The sequence below is a fragment of the Arthrobacter sp. TB 23 genome (assembly GCF_000294595.1).
In the GTDB taxonomy this organism is placed as follows: Bacteria; Actinomycetota; Actinomycetes; order Actinomycetales; family Micrococcaceae; genus Arthrobacter_D.
Genome location: NZ_ALPM01000047.1, coordinates 1 through 17,495, shown reverse-complemented (window position 1 = coordinate 17,495; position 17,495 = coordinate 1). Strand labels below are relative to the sequence as shown.

Annotated in this window: 15 protein-coding genes and 1 pseudogene; 11 read left to right on the top strand and 5 right to left on the bottom strand. The window is 62.2% G+C overall.

What is annotated here, in order from left to right; all coding sequences use genetic code 11:
* The 5 genes from B384_RS0106220 to B384_RS20770 all read left to right on the top strand — a co-directional run.
* Positions 1-1,338 (top strand): thiamine pyrophosphate-binding protein (locus B384_RS0106220; RefSeq protein ID WP_156808993.1); only part of this gene is annotated, 1,338 nt, incomplete at its 5' end.
* 111 nt (positions 1,339-1,449) lie between these two features.
* Positions 1,450-2,340 (top strand): transketolase, encoded by an 891-nt coding sequence (locus B384_RS0106210; RefSeq protein ID WP_019482261.1) that lies wholly within the window; start codon positions 1,450-1,452, stop codon positions 2,338-2,340.
* Positions 2,340-3,284, top strand: coding sequence for a transketolase family protein (locus tag B384_RS0106205; protein WP_019482260.1), 945 nt, complete (start codon positions 2,340-2,342; stop codon positions 3,282-3,284). The genes B384_RS0106210 and B384_RS0106205 overlap by 1 nt, the downstream gene beginning before the upstream one ends.
* Positions 3,281-4,261 carry an alcohol dehydrogenase catalytic domain-containing protein gene (locus B384_RS21485; RefSeq protein ID WP_019482259.1) on the top strand — a complete coding sequence of 327 codons (981 nt, stop codon included), beginning with the start codon at positions 3,281-3,283 and terminating at the stop codon, positions 4,259-4,261. The genes B384_RS0106205 and B384_RS21485 overlap by 4 nt, the downstream gene beginning before the upstream one ends.
* Positions 4,262-5,688: 1,427 nt before the next feature.
* On the top strand, positions 5,689-5,994 hold the full coding sequence (locus tag B384_RS20770) for an SOS response-associated peptidase family protein (protein WP_050994859.1): 306 nt from the start codon (positions 5,689-5,691) through the stop codon (positions 5,992-5,994).
* Positions 5,995-6,483: 489 nt separating this feature from the next.
* Here B384_RS20770 and B384_RS0106185 read toward each other — a convergent pair whose 3' ends face one another.
* Entirely contained in the window at positions 6,484-7,467 is a 984-nt protein-coding gene (locus B384_RS0106185; RefSeq protein ID WP_019482257.1) for a LysR family transcriptional regulator, read from the bottom strand.
* Between the two features lie 75 nt (positions 7,468-7,542).
* Between B384_RS0106185 and B384_RS0106180 the strand changes: the two genes are divergently transcribed.
* Both B384_RS0106180 and B384_RS0106175 read left to right on the top strand, forming a co-directional pair.
* A complete protein-coding gene (locus B384_RS0106180) occupies positions 7,543-7,749 on the top strand; it encodes a hypothetical protein (protein WP_156808992.1) in 207 nt (68 codons plus the stop codon).
* The gene (locus B384_RS0106175) at positions 7,746-8,486 is read left to right on the top strand and encodes a LysE family translocator (RefSeq protein ID WP_019482255.1); all 741 of its coding nucleotides are present in this window, start codon (positions 7,746-7,748) and stop codon (positions 8,484-8,486) included. Before B384_RS0106180 ends, B384_RS0106175 begins: the two co-directional genes overlap by 4 nt.
* Positions 8,487-8,841: 355 nt before the next feature.
* On the opposite strand, the gene ald is transcribed toward B384_RS0106175, so the two are convergent.
* On the bottom strand, positions 8,842-9,960 hold the full coding sequence (gene ald, locus B384_RS0106170; RefSeq protein WP_019482254.1) for an alanine dehydrogenase: 1,119 nt from the start codon (positions 9,958-9,960) through the stop codon (positions 8,842-8,844).
* A gap of 241 nt (positions 9,961-10,201) precedes the next feature.
* Between ald and B384_RS20015 the strand changes: the two are divergent.
* The 4 genes and pseudogenes from B384_RS20015 to B384_RS21030 all read left to right on the top strand — a co-directional run.
* A pseudogene (locus B384_RS20015) lies at positions 10,202-10,353 on the top strand (IS982 family transposase); the annotation flags it as partial.
* A 133-nt stretch (positions 10,354-10,486) separates the two neighbouring features.
* Complete coding sequence (locus B384_RS0106165; protein ID WP_019482253.1) at positions 10,487-11,140, top strand: GntR family transcriptional regulator; 654 nt, start codon at positions 10,487-10,489, stop codon at positions 11,138-11,140.
* Between the two features lie 228 nt (positions 11,141-11,368).
* Entirely contained in the window at positions 11,369-11,770 is a 402-nt protein-coding gene (locus B384_RS21035; RefSeq protein ID WP_237715245.1) for an MFS transporter, read from the top strand.
* A 255-nt stretch (positions 11,771-12,025) separates the two neighbouring features.
* Positions 12,026-12,244: a hypothetical protein gene (locus tag B384_RS21030; protein ID WP_026041002.1), complete on the top strand. Its 219-nt coding sequence runs from the start codon at positions 12,026-12,028 to the stop codon at positions 12,242-12,244.
* A gap of 20 nt (positions 12,245-12,264) precedes the next feature.
* Here B384_RS21030 and B384_RS0106150 read toward each other — a convergent pair whose 3' ends face one another.
* From B384_RS0106150 to B384_RS17945, 3 genes are all read right to left on the bottom strand, one after another.
* Positions 12,265-13,758 carry an NAD-dependent succinate-semialdehyde dehydrogenase gene (locus B384_RS0106150; RefSeq protein WP_019482251.1) on the bottom strand — a complete coding sequence of 498 codons (1,494 nt, stop codon included), beginning with the start codon at positions 13,756-13,758 and terminating at the stop codon, positions 12,265-12,267.
* A complete protein-coding gene (locus B384_RS0106145; RefSeq protein WP_019482250.1) occupies positions 13,755-16,838 on the bottom strand; it encodes an FAD-binding and (Fe-S)-binding domain-containing protein in 3,084 nt (1,027 codons plus the stop codon). Before B384_RS0106145 ends, B384_RS0106150 begins: the two co-directional genes overlap by 4 nt.
* Positions 16,839-16,845: 7 nt before the next feature.
* A partial coding sequence (locus B384_RS17945; protein ID WP_019482249.1) for an aminotransferase class III-fold pyridoxal phosphate-dependent enzyme occupies positions 16,846-17,495 on the bottom strand: 650 nt, incomplete at its 5' end.

Genomic DNA, 17,495 nt, shown 5'->3' with positions numbered 1-17,495 from the left:
CCCGCCGCAATGGCGGCCATCACGAAACGCACGTTCGTCGCCACCGATCCGGTCCAGGCGGTGGAAATGACTCAACTCGCGATTGTCCACGCCACAACAGGGGAACCTGGGCCCGTCGCCGTGGTGTTCCACTCGCGTTCCTTGTTCGGGAGGATGGCTGAGCACGACGTGCGACGGATCTCTTCGGGCCTGCGGGTACCGCCTCCCGCACCGTGCCCTGACGATGGCTCACTCGATGCAGCCGCAATGGCGCTGAACAGGACGCACCGGGTAACCATTCTTGCGGGGAACGGTGCGCGGGCGGCGCAGACCGAACTGCTATCGCTGGCGGAATTTTTGCAGGCACCTATCGTGACGACATCGGCCGGTAAGGGAGTGGTCCCCGAGACGCACGAGCTCGCGTTCGGCGTCATAGGCTCGTTCGGGCACGATGCCGCGAATCGTGTCCTCGGTGCGGCGGAGGTTATCCTCGCCGTGGGGACGAAGATCAGCGCCACCGACACCATGGATGAGCATCCGGGGCTGATCGACGGAAAACGCCAGACAATCCTGCAGATCGACGTGGAGCCATTGAACCTCGGGTGGACCCAGCACGTGAAGCACCCCCTGCTCGGCCGTGCCCAGGACGTCCTGCCGCTACTCGGTGCGCGCATCACGGACGGCGCTGGCTACCGCACACCAGACTGGGCCAACGAGATTCGGTCAATGGCGCGGAGCCTTGCTGTCCCGGAACTCATTGAGGGCGATCGGGTCAACCCTCGAGCATTGGCCGCGCTATTGGCTGACGTGCTCCCGGACAACTCGGTGGTCACCTGCGATGCGGGGGAGAACCGTCTATTCATGCTCCACGACTACCGTGTCAGGCCCGGTGGCATCATCATTCAGCCCAACGGCGGAGGCGGTATGGGATACGCCGTACCGGCAGCGCTGGCCGCCACCTACGCCCTACCCGGACGGCTTCCCGTAGCTGTGCTTGGGGACGGTGGCTACAGCATGTCGCTGCACGCGCTCATGACCGCCGTCGAACACCAGCGGCACCTGCTCGTTGTGGTGATGGACAACCAAGCTCTGGGGTGGGTGCTGCACGGACAAGGTGAACGGCCTTTCATGTCTACCTTTGCCGACTTCGATCTCGCCGCGATTGCTGGCTCTATCGGGTGTACTGCAACAGTCGCTCACACCCGGCAGGAAATCGCCGAAGCCGTCGAACGCGCGACGATTGAACCCGCCGTGCACGTTGTCGTGGTGCCGGTATCGCTGTCCGAGAGCTTCATTACCCTGCGTTCACCGATGGCTGGCGCGAGCCACGAAGAGGTCGGTGCTGGCCTTGACGATTGAATTCTCGATCCTTCCGCGGATGCCGCTCAATGACCGAGGTATTCGAAGATTCATCAAGACCAAGACCAAGACCAAGACCAAGACCATGAGGACCATAATGGAGACGATCCGATGAACACCACGCCAGGATCGGACATCACTGATGTGGATCTTGTTCGACTCGCTCAGGAGGGCCGATGGCTCGTCCTTAGCACAGTGGCCCGCACGAAGGCCGGCCACATCGGCGGACCATTGTCAGCAATGGACATGCTCGTTACCTTGTACTTCGACACCCTCCGGCGCGACCCTTCGCGACCAGACGACCCCGACAGGGACCGGTTCATCCTGTCGAAGGGGCACAATGCGATAGCTCTCTACGCTGTGATGGCGCTGCGTGGCTATCTGCCGGTGGAAGAACTCGGAACGTTTGATCAGGGAAATTCCCGGCTGCAAGGCCACCCGGATCTCTTGCGTCTCCCTGGATTGGATGCTTCGACAGGTTCGCTCGGGCAAGGACTCGCGGTGGGTGCCGGGATGGCACTTGAGGCCCGCCGACAGGGCAAGGAATTCACGACCTTCGTTATGCTCGGGGACGGAGAGCATCAGGAAGGAATGGTCTGGGAGTCAGTTGCATGCGCGAGCCGCTACAAGTTAGACAACCTGGTAGCAATAATCGACCGCAACGGCCTGCAGCAGTACGGGTGGGACCTCGACGGCGGGGGGGACTCCCGATTCGACCGGCTCGATCCTTGGGCTGGTATGAATTTGTCCGCAATTTACCGGGGTTTCGGCTGGAATGTTGTGGAGGTCGATGGGCACGACATCCCCGAACTACGCAGGTCTTTCTCTGCCGCCAATAAACGTAGCGGAAAAAATGGACGTCCGACGGTTTTCATGGCAAGGACTAGCAAGGGGCGCGGAGTGTCTTTCACCGAGGGCGAATACAAATGGCACAACGGGGTCGCGACTGATGCGCAACTGGCTCAGGCCCGCCTAGATCTGGGTCTGGAGGTGGAGGTGTAATGATGTCTCAACGTGAGGCATGGGTCGCCGAACTGATGGATTTGGCTGAGCGGGACGACCGAATCCTTGTTCTCGACGGGGATCTTGGAACGTCGACCAAGTCGGCCGACTTCGCAGGAGCATACCCCCAACAGTTCTTTCAAATGGGTATCGCTGAGCAAAATCTTGTCGGCGTAGCGGCTGGAATGGCTTCGCTTGGAGCCATTCCGTGGGTCGGTACGTTCGGCGTGTTCCTCACACAGCGTGCCTTGGACCAGATGCGGATGCTTGTCGCACAGACGGGTGCCAACGTGAAGTTTGCTGGTCACTACGCTGGTCTACTTAATGGTGGGGCTGGTAAGACTCACCAAGACATTGAAGATCTTGCAATCCTCCGCGTGATGCCAGGAATGACGGTCATCGTCCCTGCCGACGCCGCTGAGACTCGAGCGGCAGTGCGTTGGGCCAGCGAACATACCGGTCCGGTCTACCTACGGCTGGCTCGTGATCCTGAGGTAGAAGTGAACACGGGCGGCACCTTGCAACCGGACCATCTAGTCGAGTTGCGGCGGGGAAACGATGTCGTGGTTATCTCCACGGGAGTGCAAACTGCGCGTACCGTGGGTGCCATTGATTTACTGACCGACCAAGAGGTTTCGGTTCGCCATTTGCATGCCGCCTTTCTGAAGCCGCTATCGGAGGAAACCGTGGTTACAGCTATTGGCGACGTAACTGAGGTCATCACCGTTGAGGAGCACTCGGTCCGGGGCGGCCTAGGAGGGCTCGTAGCTGAGGCGGTCTCCTCGACAGGGCGACCGGTACGTGTAACTAGGGTCGGACTGGCGGATGCCTGGTCGGAGTCGGCGTCGAATGAATATTTGCTTGATCACTATGGTCTCTCATCAGAACGAGTTGCCGCTCGTATCGAGGCTGTTCTCCTCACTTCACCTCGGGGTCAGCAATGATTGCTGTCACGAAGACGGTGACCGGTGAGGTACGACTCACTGACCGGACCATAAGAGAGGTTGGCCCCGGACATGTGCGTCTGGCAGTCAGTGCTACCGGCATCTGCGGAACTGATCTGCACATCGCGGCCGATGAGTATGCATCGATCCCGCCCGTGACTATGGGGCACGAAATTTCCGGAACAGTGGTACAAACAGGAAAGGGGGTCGACGAGTCCTGGCTTGAACAGCGAGTGGCCTGTGAAACCTACTTCTCGGCCTGCGAGACATGTCGGATGTGCAGGGCGGGCAGGCGCAATCTTTGCGTCGATCGCCGCTCACTCGGCTCATTCGAGGATGGCGGGTTCGCGGAATATGTCGTAGTGCCTGCCATAAATCTGCACCGTATTCCAGATCACATCAGCAGTGAGGATGCTGTGCTCTTCGAGCCGCTTGCGTGCGTCACACAATGTCTTCTCGAGCGCGCTGGAGTCAAGGCGGGCGACCGCGCTCTTGTCATTGGCCCGGGCGCCATGGGGCTGCTCAGCGTCCAGGTAGCGCTTGCTGCTGGAGCGCGGGTCACGTGTGTGGGGCTGGCCGCTGATGCACATAGGTTGGCTCTTGCCGCGCGAATGGGAGCGACCATCGCAACAGATGTGGAACCCGAAGCATATGACGTCGTCATAGAGTGTTCCGGTGCAGCTGCGGGGATTTCGACCGCTTTTCGCGCCGTGTGTCGGGCTGGTCGGTACATTCAAGTGGGGATCAGTGGGCGCGACGTAACGATTCCGTTCGACACAATCCTATTCAAGGAGTTGAGCGTCACTTCGGGGTTCGCGTCGACCCCAAATTCTTGGCGCCGTGCTCTCGACCTTGTCACTCATCGTCAAGTCGATTTCTCCGGCCTTGTTACCCACAAACTGCCCTTAGAACAGTGGGAAGAGGCTTTTGCGCTGATCAACTCGGCCGACGCCATCAAGGTAGCGTTGTGTCCATGACCGGGTGTTGCTTGGGTGCTGCGGATGTGGTGTCAGAAGAAGGTGCAGACTGACAGGGCTTCGTCACCGCGATATTTAGGTACCGTTGACCCCGTCAACAGCTTCGTGTCCGGTATTGGCCTTCACCTGCTAATGAGGGTGATGCTGGCGGTGCACGGCAAGATCTATTACGCCCTCCGGCACATAGTGTTTTAGGTTCCCCGGTACCGGGGGCTCCAGAGCCGCCCGGTGCACCGGATACTGCTGAGACGCTGGCTCTTCGGGGTCGGGTGCGGGAAATGCATTATCGTCAGCTGTTTTAGGATTAACTTGTTGAGCTGCTTGACCGGGTCGACGACAACCCCTAACTGTAATGCGTCTTCCCACGCCGTGGTGGAATCGATCGCAATAGTTGTGGTTTGGGGCCAAGTCGGAAGGGATCGCTATGCAGGAAGAGATACACAGTAAATGGCTGCATGAGCGGGAAAGCACCTTCGAAGGTTCAATCAATCGGTCTTGTCCATTCAAGGAAGGTCGCAGTTGTCCTTCGGGCTAGTCGCTCGAATTATTTTGATTTGCAAACGACTTCGCATGCTTTTAGTCATGTTCTCTTACCTCATTTTGTCGATGAAATATGCGAGAAAGGAGAATATATCCATCATGGCTTTCACTGCTCCGAAGCTTGCGCCTTGTTGTAATGCTCGTGGACCAATCCGAAGTTTCGCTACATGTGAGGATTACCCCAGTTCCCGGATTAAACCAGGCATCGCGCCAAGAGTCACGTCGCTGGCCAGGGCCGGTGCCATGCAGACGTGGCTAACAACCAGGCAAAAAGGTGGGTGTGCACAATGTGCACACCTTGGGGGTCGGACTGGGTTGTATCGATGCCGGATTGGGCCGGTTTGGGGAGGTTTTCGGGTGAGGCCAGTGTTTGCAAGGGGGTAAAGCCGGTTCAAGTCCCACTTCGGGCACAGTATTTCCCCTAGTCAGAAGCTGTTTCGCTCTCTGACTGTGCACAAACCGGCTCAGATGGTGAACAGGGTGTGCCTGTTTTGGTGGGTGGGTTGCAAGCCTCCTGTGGCGGTTGGCCTCCTTCCTCTCTTGGAGCCCTTGGTGGGCTTTCTTACTACTTCATGGCGCAGTGGCGGGGAAGGTACATGACTTTGGTAAAAGTTCTTTCGAACGATTTTCCCTCCTGGTGCCGTTCTGATAGAGGAGTCACTGCTGGGCATGAGGGGCCGGAGTGCAACTTGGGGGACCGGGAGAGGGCCGAACTTTTGGGAGGAGATGAGCGACGGAGGAGCGCCGAACGAAAGTTTGGTCAGCTCCCGGCGCATCGCGCCCTGATTGCGCGGAAGACCCGCCCAGCAACAATGGGGATCAGAATGACACACCGCGATGATGCTTCTTCCCGATCTACCTGCCCTGGCAGGTGCGAGTGCGAGCTGTTGTCCGTAGCTGGCCTTTATGAGTTCTGGCCCAATCCCGAGTTGCCCGAGGAGCACCCGGATAAGTGGTTGGTCACTGCCACTGCTATTTCGACGTCGGCCACCGACGCGCTGGGGCATATCCACGAACGCTCACCGCTGATCATCCTCAAAGTCCTCCAAGCGGACTGGCTGGACCCGGCGACCACGGACAAGAACCAAGTCCGAGAGCTGGTCAGCTCCGTGCCCGAGCCTCATCTGGTGCCCCGAGTCATCGGCAACGAAGTCGGCTCAGTGGGCACAATGGCCCACAGCTCATCGAATTAGCCCAATAGCTTGCCAATCGCACTTGAGCCACCAAAGCGAGACAATTTCTCGGGCGGGGTATACGCGAATCTCCTAGTCAGACGGCACTAATGTCTTAACCGAAAACCTGGTTAGAAACGTGCGTCGCTGTGGGGGACCGGCTTGCGGAACAGCGCAATCGCCACTCAAGTCTGTGATTAGTCGCCATTCCTAGTGGACAGTCACACCAACAGTTCGCCCACAACGCTGAGCGAACCAGAACTCATCTCCAACGAGTAGAAGCGGAACATAGAAACCGGTACTGATTTCCGCTACGTAATCGGGCATGTTTCTGCTGGACTGACCAAGTTACGCTCCGTGATTGCGGATACGAACGAATTCGTTACAACCCGCTGTCCATCGCAGGCAGAAAGTCTACTGGGGAACGGTGCGCCCGTTACTAAGTCGAGGGGAATAGCTCAAAGAAGGAGCGGCCACAGCAACCGGAGCGTAGGCGTCGCATTTTCCGGATCATCTAGCGTCCTTGGGTGCTGGTCGGCGGTCCCGCGCGTAACCTCGGTTGATGCTTGCCTGGCGATGGATAGCGAGGCGGATGATCTCGACATGGTCGAGGTGCTCGATCTCCCGGCGGATAAGGAGTACTACCCGTCGTACGGGCGTGGGATCGACGAGTGGCCGTGCGGTCAGCCCTTTGGGAAGGTCACCAATGGCGAGCCGGGGTAGTACCGTGACCCCGACTCCTGCCGTGACCATGGCCAGAATGCCGTAATGGTCTTCAGCTCGGGCCACATAATTGGGGGTAAAGCCGGCAGCCTGGGTGACATGGTCAATGACTTCACCGGTAGGCCCGCCGAAGACGTCGAGGTCGACCATCGATTCTGCTGCCAACTGGACAACCGCCACCTCTGCCTGCCGAGCCAAGGGATGGGCCTGGGGCAGAACCACCATGTAGTCGTCATCGATGAGCTTCTCCCGCCGGTATCCGGGCACTCCGATAGGCCCGGCATGTCCGGGTTCATTGGCAATATCGACATCGCCGAACCGGCGTTCGGCACTCATCAGCGGCTCATTGGTCATGATGTTGAACTGCAGGTCCGGGAACTGCCTGACTGCCTCACGTAACACCCCGGGGATCCACTCCTTAGCTACCGATGAGAAGCATCCGATCGCCAGTCGCGACCGAGGGCCGGACCTGACCGCCTCGGTAAAGGCGGCAAGCCTGTCGGCTTCGGCGAACAGCGCCTCAGATTCATCGGCGAGCCGTCGACCGGCCTCGGTGATCTCGATTCCCCGCCCGACCCTGCGGTAAAGCGGAAACCCCACAGATCTTTCCAAGGCGATGATGTGTTGGCTGACGCTGGCCGGCGCGTACTGGAGATTGCGGGCAGCACCACTAACGGAAGCTGTTCTCACCACCGCCCGCCAAACCCTCAACCTGTTCAAATCCCACACCCCACCATCGTAAGTCGTCACCTTATGGTTGTACGCGATCATGTGCTTTTCATTCTGTTCAAGACCAGTCACTCTGAGAGGACCGGGTACGGGAGGACGAGGCACAAGGAGTCGACCATGGGCGCACTGATATTTCCACATTGCACTGTGGGCGCGGTGTATTTCGGCATCGGACGAAGCGCCTGCCCGCGGGCAGAACGCCTCCCGAGGCATGAGCTTGACCACGGTGATGTGCTGGCCACGCTGCGATGCGGCTGGCATGCTCTCGGGCAGCATTCCGCCCTGGCCCGGGTGATGGGTGAGATGCAGCGGGAGCACCGGTGACAGGCGCAGAATACTTATCCTTCCTCGGAGCAAGCATCATCCTGGCGCTGACACCCGGGCCGGACACCTTCCTCATGTTGAAATTCGGTACCCACCATGTGCGTACCGGACTCATCTACACCGCAGCCGTCACCCTGGGCGTCATAGTCTGGGCGGTGCTCGCACTGACGGGAGTCGCGGTGCTGCTGGAGCAGTTCCCTGGCGTCCGTACTGGCCTAACGTGGATTGGCGGCAGCTACCTCACGTATTTGGGTATATCCGCCCTCTACCAAGTGAAACGCAGCCGGAAGGCAGGAACCGCAGCGCCTGCCCTTTCAACTACTAGTGAACTGCCGACCCGCTACTCGGAAGGAACCGAGAACGATCGGAGTGCGACCGCTGGCAGCTCAGGCGATGCAATCACGGCTGTGCCCCGAACATCTACAGCCGGTGACGGCACAAGGAACACTGCCCGCTCCGTGTTCCGCACTGGCGTCATCAGCTCACTAACGAACCCGAAGACCGGCCTCTTCTTCCTGGCACTACTGCCACCATTTCTCCCGCAGTCGCCCAGTCCGATCGACCACACCCTACTCGTGGCAACTGTTGCCGGCTGCATCCTGCTCTACGGTGCGCTACTGTCCGCGGTTGCCGACCGGGTCGGTCGGTCACTCACCGCCGGCTCCGGACCGATCGTCATTGATGCCGTAGCAGGTGTAGTGCTCATCGTCCTGGGTATCACGGTCGTGCTGATCTAACACTGCCGATTAACCGTCAGCCACCAAAGAGCTACCCAACGACCATCACCGATGTGTTCGCCGAAGCCGGACGCTCAACCCTCGTCAATCGGAATCAGTTGAACCGCCATACCAGACCGCAATTAACCGCCATTCCCAATTAACAGTCACAACTGACCAAGTTACGCTCCGTTATTGCGGATACGAACGAATTCGCTACAAGGTGTGCATCGCGGGCAGAAAGTCGGCTGGGGCCGGATGTCCGTTATCGAATCGAGGGGAACGACCTAAAGAAGGAGCGGCCACAACAGCCGGAGCGTAGGCGTCGCCCTTTTCCGGATCATATAGCGTCCTTTGGGAGTTGGGGCAGCAAGCGCTAGGCCGAGACCAGTTCGTGCCAGTCCGCCACGAGGGGTAGGTTGTGGGCCTCGGACACGGAGTGGTGGGCAACATGACCGGCAGCGATGTTCAGGCCGGCGGCGAGGGCGGGGTCGCGGTCGAAGGCGGCCTTGACGCCCAGGTTCGCGAGGGCCGCCGCATACCGAAGAGTGACGTTGGTAAGCGCGTAGGTGGAGGTGTTCGGCACGGCGCCGGGCATGTTGGCCACGCAATAGAAGATGGTGTTGTGGACCTTGTACGTGGGTTCCTGGTGCGTGGTGGGGCGGGTGTCCTCGAAGCAGCCGCCCTGATCCACGGCAATGTCCACCAGGACTGAGCCCGGCTTCATGCGGGCCACCAAATCGTTGGTCACCAGCTTGGGCGCCTTGGCACCGGGGATCAGGACGGAACCGATCACCAGGTCCGCGTCCACCACTGACTTCTCGATCTCGTACTTGTTCGACGCAACCGTCTTGAGTCGGCCCCGGTACAGGGCGTCCAGTTCACGCAGGCGGTTGATGTTGATGTCCAGGATGGTGACGTCGGCGCCGAGGCCCAGGGCCATGGCGGCCGCGTTGGTGCCGGCTACGCCGGCACCCAGGACAACCACGTTGGCGGGCCGGACGCCGGGTACGCCGCCGAGCAGCACGCCCTTGCCGCCGGCAGGGGCCAACAGAGAGGATGCGCCCATCTGCACGGAGAGGCGGCCAGCTACCTCGGACATGGGGGCCAGCAGAGGGAGGGCGCGGCCTACCTGCACGGTTTCGTAGGCGATGGCGGTGACGCCGGAGTTGATGAGCTCCCGGGTGAGTTCGGGTTCGGCGGCGAGGTGCAGGTAGGTGAAGAGGATCAAGCCCTTGCGGAAGCGGTGGTACTCGGACTTGATGGGTTCCTTGACCTTCATGACCATGTCGGCGCGGGACCAGACATCGTCCGCTTCGGTGACGATCTCTGCGCCGGCGATGGCGTATTCCTCGTCCGTGATGCCCGAGCCTAGCCCTGCGCCGTGCTCCACCAGGACCGCGTGGCCGTGCGTGCGGAACTCATGGACTCCGGCGGCGGTGATCGCCACCCGGAACTCGGTGTTCTTAATTTCTGCGGGGACACCAATGATCATTTCGTAGCTCCAGTCCAGACTCTTCTGAGGCCGCCGGATACTCGGCGTCCGGGCTTCCCCTTGACAGCCTTTGTAAGGGCGGCGCCTCAAGTTTAATTACATTAGTATTGTTGACAATACTACACAAAGCGTTGGGTTGTGTAACCCAGCTCACAGCGAAGCGTCCCTTGATTTAGTGGCCGGCGGGGCCGGACGAGTGGAGTCGAAGCTTCGAGGCCACTTCGGCCGTCATTGACCTTGGGGCCAACCCACCCTCGAAAAACACGGCGGGCGCACCCTTGAAGGTGTCAAAGCCTGCGTCGTCGCACGGCTCCTGGCCCTCGCAGCGGAATCTGGCATAACTGGCTGACCGGCACGCCCCGAAAAGGATCGCTGATCGCCAACGACCACTGAATCCAATAGCAATTAAACATCTAGTAAACTATTAAATTGTCAACTATGAGACAGGATGGCAGTGGTCGCTAAAAGTTCCAGAACTCAACCGGGTCCGCTTGGTGGAGCTCATCGCAGCAAGGACGGAAACAGGATGAAAAGGGGAGCCTTAGGCTCGGTCGTACAGGAGTCCACTCCGGTCATTATCGCCCGCAAAATCCGCGATGCTATTGCCGGCGGTGACTTCGCTCCGGGCGTCCAGCTCGGAGAAGCTGAACTGGCCAAAGAACTTGGCGTTAGCCGCGGCCCTCTGCGCGAGGCCATGCAGCGCCTCACCCAGGAAGGGTTGCTGGTCAGTCATCGAAACCGGGGCCTCTTTGTGGTCTCGATGGACGAGGACGATTTCCGGGACATCTATCTGGCCCGCTCCGCTGTTGAGGCTGCCGCCATCAGCCGCGTGATCAGTATGGACCCCCAGGGTAGCGCCGCCAAGCTGATGGAAACTGTGCGAGCCATGGAGGACACCGCCGAGTCCCCGAACAGCGAGGCGATGACAGAAGCGGACATGAGCTTCCATGCCCTCCTGGTAGAGCTCGCAGGGAGTCCACGCCTGAAGAAAATGCATGACACACTTTTGACGGAGACGCAGATGTGCCTCAATGCCCTCAAGAGCACTTACGACACGGCCGATCGGCGTATTGCCGAACATAAGGGCATTGCAGAGGCTATTTCCCGCGGTGACTCGGACCTCGCCGAGAAGCTCATGGCCGAGCATATGGATGACGCGCTGATGCGGCTGATCCCCTAATCGCCTTCGATACACCCTGAGCCTTCCCAGAAGGGCGCCGGTGCAATGTGCCAACGGCCCTTTGCTGTGCCCCGATAACTCTCCTACCTGTTGCCTCGACAAGGGGACAGGGCCGTAATCTGATGAACGACACATTTGCTCCGGGCGCGGGGTTCACGACTCCAGACGAAACGTCCCGAGCAGGCAAGAAAGTGCTCCATCGGGCCATCGCTGCCTCGGCTATGGGTAATGCCACTGAATGGTTCGATTATGGCGTTACGCTGTAGCCGCCACATACATCACCGCCAACTTCTTCCCCCGGCGAAGGCGCCGTGGGACAGTCTGGACGCTCGCCTCCTTTGCCCTTTCTTCCTGGTGCGGCCGCTGGGCGGGCTGTTCTGGGGTCCCCTGGGCGACCGGATGGGACGCAAGAGGGTCCTGGCGCTGACCATTATTGTAATGGCAGCCTCAACCTTCGCAATTGGCCTTCTCCCGACGCACGCGCTGGTCGGCTGGCTGGCCTCGGCCCTGCTGATCCTGCTGCGAATGATTCAGGTATTCTCAACCGGCGGAGAGTACGGCGGTGCGGCTGACTTCATGGCCGAATACGCACCGGACAAGAAGCGCGGCTTCTATGGCATCTTCCTTTAGTTCGGCACGCTGGGCGGCTTCGCCCTCGGTTCCCTCGTTGTTCTGCTCTGCATGCTGATCCTGGGTGAAGGTGCCATGACCGAAGGGGGCTGGCGGCTTCCCTTCCTGATTGCGGTCCGGTGAGTATTATCGGCATGTACCTGCGTAACAGGCTTGAAGTCACCCCGGTTTTTCGGGAACCGGCGGCCAGCGGAGAGCCGGAACCGGCCACGAGCACGGCTGCAAAGGACCTGGTGCGGCATTATTGGCGCCCCCATGCTGGCGCTCACCTACATACCTACGTACCTTGAGGGTTCGGTGGGTATGGTTGCCAATACGGTGCTGACTCTGATGTTCGTGGGGCAGATTGCCGTGATGCTGATGATTCCGCTGGCCGGCGCCCGCTCCGACAAGATCGGAGGCAAGCCAATGTGGTTTCTTCTCCTTGATTGGCCTGTTTGTGCTGGCCATCCCGATGCACATGATCATGGCTAGCGGCTTCTGGTTTGCGATGCTTAGACGCGCGGGATGGCCATGTACTTGATCTCCAGGAACTCGTCCAGACCCACGCGTCCGCCCTCACGGCCCAGGCCGGAGGCCTTGATGCCGCCGAACGGAGCCGCCGGGTTGGAGACGATGCCCGTGTTCAGGCCAACCATGCCCACCTCGAGTTCGTCGCCGACGCGGAAGGCGCGGTCCAGGTCCTGGGTGAACACGTAGCTGGCCAGGCCCCACGGGGTGTCGTTGGCCAGCCGGAGCACTTCCTCTTCGGTGTCGAACGGGATGACCGGAGCCACCGGGCCGAAGATTTCCTCGCTCATCAGCGCCGCGTCGGAGCTTACATCGGACAGCACAGTGGGGGAGTAGAAGTAGCCCTTACCCTCGGGACGGGACCCGCCGCAAACCACGGTGGCGCCCTTGGAAACGGCGTCATCCACGAGCTCCTGGACCTTATTCAGTGCCTTCTCCTCCACTAGGGGTCCGACATCGGTGCCGTCCACTGCGCCGTCGCCCACTTTCAGCTCACCCAGGCGCTTGGCGAGCCGGGCGGAGAAGTCGGCGGCAACGGAGCGCTGGACGAAGATACGGTTGGCGGCCGTGCAGGCCTCGCCCATGTTCCGCATCTTGGCGGCGAACGCACCTTCCACGGCGCGGTCCAGGTCAGCGTCTTCAAACACGATGAGGGGTGCGTTTCCACCCAGTTCCATCGAGGAGCGCATCACGTTCTTGGCAGCCTGCTCCAGCAGGCGCACGCCCACGCCGGTGGAACCGGTGAAGCTGACCTTGCGGGCAATGCCGCTTTCCATCCACGGGGTCACTACGTCGGAGGCCTTGGTGGTGGTGACAACGTTCAGCACGCCCTTGGGAAGGCCGGCCTCGATCAAGATGTCCGCCAGCGCCAGCGAGGACAGCGGGGTGAGGTTGGCCGGCTTGAAGACCATGGTGCAGCCCGCTGCGATGGCGGGGCCGATCTTCCGGGTACCCATCGCCAGCGGGAAGTTCCACGGCGTCACCAGGACGCATGGCCCTACCGCCTCCTTCGTGACCAGGATGCGGTTCTTGCCGTCACCGGTCGTGGTCATGTCACCGCCGATACGGACGGCTTCCTCCGAGAACCAGCGGAAGAACTCGGCAGCGTAGGCCACCTCGCCCCTGGCCTCGGCGAAGGGCTTGCCCATTTCCGTGGTCATGATCAGAGCCAGCTCGTCCTGGCGGGCCATGATCAGGTCGTAGGCACGGCGCAAGATCTCGCTGCGCTCCCGGGGCGCGGTCTTGGCCCACTGCTTCTGCACCCGGCCGGCCGTTTCGATCGCCCGGCGGGCGTCCTCGGGCCCGCCGTCGGCAACGGAAGCGATGACTCCCTCGGTAGCGGGGTTGATGACGTCGAACCGTGCGCCGGAAGCCGCTTCGGCCCATTCTCCGTCAATGTAAAGATTGGTGCTGACCTTGGCGACGGCGTCGAGCGCCTTCTGCGAGGTCTGCGGGTCGGTGGTTGCCTGGATGCTCATGAGGGATCCTTTTCGTGGGTGGAAGGGAGTGGCTGGCGGCTGCGCCGGGAATTTACTGCCGCCTGTTCGCCGGGGTCTAGAAGTTGGGCCAAATGGCGGCCCTGCCTGGAACCATCGAGCTGCTTGACCTGCATGGCGCAGGAGAAGCCGTCGGTGAGGACCACAGTGTCGACCTCCGTCTGGCGCAGCGCCGGGGCCAGCGACTGCTCGGCCACCAGCATGCTGACGTCGAAGTGCTCCTTTTCGAAACCGAAGTTACCGGCCACACCGCAGCAGCCGGCTGCGTCCACGACGCTCTCCACGCCCACCGCGCCGAGCGCCGAACGCTGGATGCCGGCTCCGAAGACGGAGTACTCGTGGCAGTGTGTCTGCAGCACCACTCGCTCCGGAAGGGGCTCTGCCGGTGCGGGTATCCAGCCGGTTTGGGTGAGCTCTTCTATGTGCGATGCGAAGCTGCGCACGCGGGCTGCCACCCGGCGGGCCTGGTCCGTGTGGACCAGCTCGGGAAGATCCTTACGCAGCGCCGCGGCGCAGCTGGGTTCCACCACCACGATGGGGCGGTCCGTGCCGTCGTCGAGCGCCACTGCCGCTTGGCCCATCAGCTTCCTGGCGGTGTCCAGCTGGCCGGTGGATATCCAGGTCAGGCCGCAGCAGGCGTCCGCCGAGCATTCCGTCGTGGAACCGGAAGCGGCAAGAACACGCGCCGCGGCACCTGCCACCTCCGGCCGGAAGCCGCGGGTGAAGGTGTCCACGAACAGCACCACGCCGTCGGCATCCGGCCCGGCGCCGTCGTCATACTTGGTAATGGGCCCGACGCCGGCAGCTGCCACTTCGCGGCGCCACTCACCGGCACCCGCGAAGCGGGGCAGCGCCCGCCGGGTGGTGAGCCCGCCCAGTGCGGAGGCCGCCTTGGCGAGCGGAGTGGACATCACAGCGTTGACCAGCGGCGCGATCCGCCCCGTGAGTTTGAGCCAGCGGGGCAGCCAGCCCAGGGAGAAGTGCGACATCGGGCGGAGCTTGCCCTCGTAGTAGTGGGAGAAGAATTCGGATTTGTAGGTGGCCATGTCAACGCCGGTGGGGCAGTCGCTGGAGCATGCTTTGCAGGACAGGCAAAGATCCAGGGCTTCGCGGACCTCCTCCGACTTCCAACCTTCCTCCACAGTGCGGGCGCCGCGGACCATGTCCTGGAGCACGCGGGAGCGGCCGCGGGTGGAATCTTTTTCATCCTTGGTGGCGCGGTAGCTAGGACACATCACGCCGCCGGAATCCGTGCGGCAACGGCCCACTCCGATGCAGCTCTGGATCGCGTGTACCCAGGGGTCCGTGCCGCTGCCCGCGGATTTTTCCGGTGCGTCAGTCTCGGTGGTGGATCCGCCGCCGGCGCCGAGCGGGCGCAGGTCGAAGCTGGTGCGCCACTGCCGCTGCGGAATGCCCTCCAACGCCAGGTTGCCGTCCATAGGATCGGGATCGGTCAGGGAGCCGGGGTTGAGTATTCCCTCCGGGTCCCAGGCGCGCCGGTAGGCGGCGAAGGCCGCCAGCATGCGCGGGGAGTACATCAGCGGCAGCAGTTCGGAGCGTGCCCGGCCGTCACCGTGTTCGCCGGAGAGCGAGCCGCCGTGGCGGACCACCAGTTCGGCGGCTTCCTTGGTGAAGCCGCGGAACACGGACCGGCCGGCCTTGGTGCGCAGGTCATAGGTGATGCGAATGTGCATGCAGCCGGCACCGAAGTGGCCGTACATAACGCCTGTGAGGTCGTGGCGGGCCAGTAGTTCACGGAAATCCGAAAGGTAGCCGGCCAAGTTTTCCGGCGCGACCGCGGAGTCCTCCCAGCCGGGCCAGGATTCACCGCCGGTGGAGAGCCGAGCGGAAAGCCCTGCGCCGTCCTCGCGGACACGCCACAGGGAGGCCCGCTCCTGCAGGTCCGGAACTGTGCGGCCGTCCACTAGCCGGCCGCTTTCCTTGAGCCGGGCCAGCAGCCGGTCCGCTTCGGCGCGGACCTCGTCCGGGTTATCGCCGTCGAGGTCAACATAGAGCCAGGCTTTGCCCTCCGGCAGGGCCGTCACGGAGCCGTCCCCGCGGCGGAAGCGCATGGTGTCAACGATCGCCTCGTCGATGCCTTCGACGGCGGCCGGTGAGAACTCCAGGATGGTCATGATGTCGCGCGCAGCGTCCACCACGTCCGCATAGCCCAGGCACACCAGCAGGGCGTTGGCGGGCTTGGGGACGAGCTTCATCCGGGCGCCTACAATGATGGCGCAGGTCCCTTCGGACCCAGCGAGGGCGCGGGCCATGTTGAACCCGTTTTCCGGCAGCAGGTTGGCCAGGTGGTACCCGGAAACCTGGCGCTGGATGCGGGCAAGCTCAAGGCGGAACTCGGACAGGTGGTTGTGGGCCAGGTCCTTGAAGGAAGTAGTCAGGGCGGCAGCGCGGGCGGCGGAGGCCCTGTCCTTAGGGTCCGTGGCACGCAGGCCCGTGCCAGTGGCGGTGAGCCGGGCGCCGTCGGACGTGACTACGTCGATCTCTGCCACGTGGTCAGACGTCCTGCCGTAACGGACGGAGTGGTTGCCGCAGGCGTCATTCCCCAGCGAACCGCCCACGGTGGCGCGGTTCTTGGAGGACGGGTCCGGGGCGAAGGTAAAGCGGTTGCCCGTTGCCTTCTCCACTTCGCGGGAGAGGACAGACAGAACCACACCGGGGTCTACGGTCACGGTGCCCGCAGCCTCCTCGATTTCGTGGATCGAATTCATGTGGTGGGAAAAATCCAGCACGACGCCGGGACCCATGGCGTTGCCCGCCATGGACGTCCCGCCGCCGCGGCCGATCAGCGGCGTTGCCGTTTCACGGCACGCGGCAACAACCGCGACGACGTCCTCCACTGTCCGCGGAAACACCACAGCCAGTGGGGCCACCCGGTAGTTGGAGGCGTCGTAGGAGTATTCCGCGAGGCGGCGCGGAGAGCTGTCCGCGGCCACACCTGCCGATGCCAGGCGTGCCAGCACAGCCGGCTGACCGGGGTCAGGCGAACCGGAGCGGCGGGTGCTCGTTGCCGGGCGCGCGGGGGAGTGAACGGCATCAACCATGGTTGATTCAGGCCCCAGTCGTGGCGGGCACGGCTCCGGTGACGGCGCCGACGGCGTTTTCGAAGCGTTCGAGGCCGGTGGTGATTTCGTTGGCGGTGACGACGAGGGCGGGGATGAGGCGGACAACGTTGCCTGCGGGTCCGCAGGTGAGGGTGAGTAGGCCCTGGGTGGTTGTGGCCTGCTGGACTGCTGCGGCGGTGGCTGCGTCGGGGGTGCCGTCTTCGGCGGTGAACTCGATGCCCTGCATCAGGCCTTTGCCGCGCACGTCACCGATGACCGGGAAGCGGTTCTGGATGTCTTTCAGGCCGGACTGGAGCTGCTCGCCGCGGATCCGGGAGTTCTCCACGAGCCCTTCGTCCCGGACGACGTCCAGGGTCGCGACGCCGGCGGCGGCGGAGACGGCGTTGCCGCCGTAGGTCCCGCCTTGGGAACCGGGCCAGCCCTTGGACATCGTCTCGGTCGAGGCGGCGATCGCGGAGATCGGAAAACCCGAAGCGATGCCCTTGGCGGTGATCAGGATGTCCGGGGTCGCGGTGGAGTACTGGTGTCCCCAGAACTTGCCCATCCGGCCCACCCCGGCCTGGACCTCGTCAAAGATCAGCTGGATGCCGTGCCGGTCCGCGCGTTCACGCAGGCCTTCCAGGAACGCCGGCGGGG

What these genes read in the sequence shown, in the direction of transcription:
- B384_RS21485 (WP_019482259.1), top strand. Translation starts at nt 3,281, where the DNA reads ATGATTGCTGTCACGAAGACGGTGACCGGTGAGGTACGACTCACTGAC.
- B384_RS21030 (WP_026041002.1), top strand. Translation starts at nt 12,026, where the DNA reads ATGCTGGCGCTCACCTACATACCTACGTACCTTGAGGGTTCGGTGGGT.
- B384_RS0106205 (WP_019482260.1), top strand. Translation starts at nt 2,340, where the DNA reads ATGATGTCTCAACGTGAGGCATGGGTCGCCGAACTGATGGATTTGGCT.
- B384_RS21035 (WP_237715245.1), top strand. Translation starts at nt 11,369, where the DNA reads ATGCCACTGAATGGTTCGATTATGGCGTTACGCTGTAGCCGCCACATA.
- B384_RS0106165 (WP_019482253.1), top strand. Translation starts at nt 10,487, where the DNA reads ATGAAAAGGGGAGCCTTAGGCTCGGTCGTACAGGAGTCCACTCCGGTC.
- B384_RS0106145 (WP_019482250.1), bottom strand. Translation starts at nt 16,838, where the DNA reads ATGGTTGATGCCGTTCACTCCCCCGCGCGCCCGGCAACGAGCACCCGC.
- B384_RS0106150 (WP_019482251.1), bottom strand. Translation starts at nt 13,758, where the DNA reads ATGAGCATCCAGGCAACCACCGACCCGCAGACCTCGCAGAAGGCGCTC.
- ald (WP_019482254.1), bottom strand. Translation starts at nt 9,960, where the DNA reads ATGATCATTGGTGTCCCCGCAGAAATTAAGAACACCGAGTTCCGGGTG.
- B384_RS0106180 (WP_156808992.1), top strand. Translation starts at nt 7,543, where the DNA reads ATGGGCGCACTGATATTTCCACATTGCACTGTGGGCGCGGTGTATTTC.
- B384_RS0106210 (WP_019482261.1), top strand. Translation starts at nt 1,450, where the DNA reads ATGAACACCACGCCAGGATCGGACATCACTGATGTGGATCTTGTTCGA.
- B384_RS0106185 (WP_019482257.1), bottom strand. Translation starts at nt 7,467, where the DNA reads ATGATCGCGTACAACCATAAGGTGACGACTTACGATGGTGGGGTGTGG.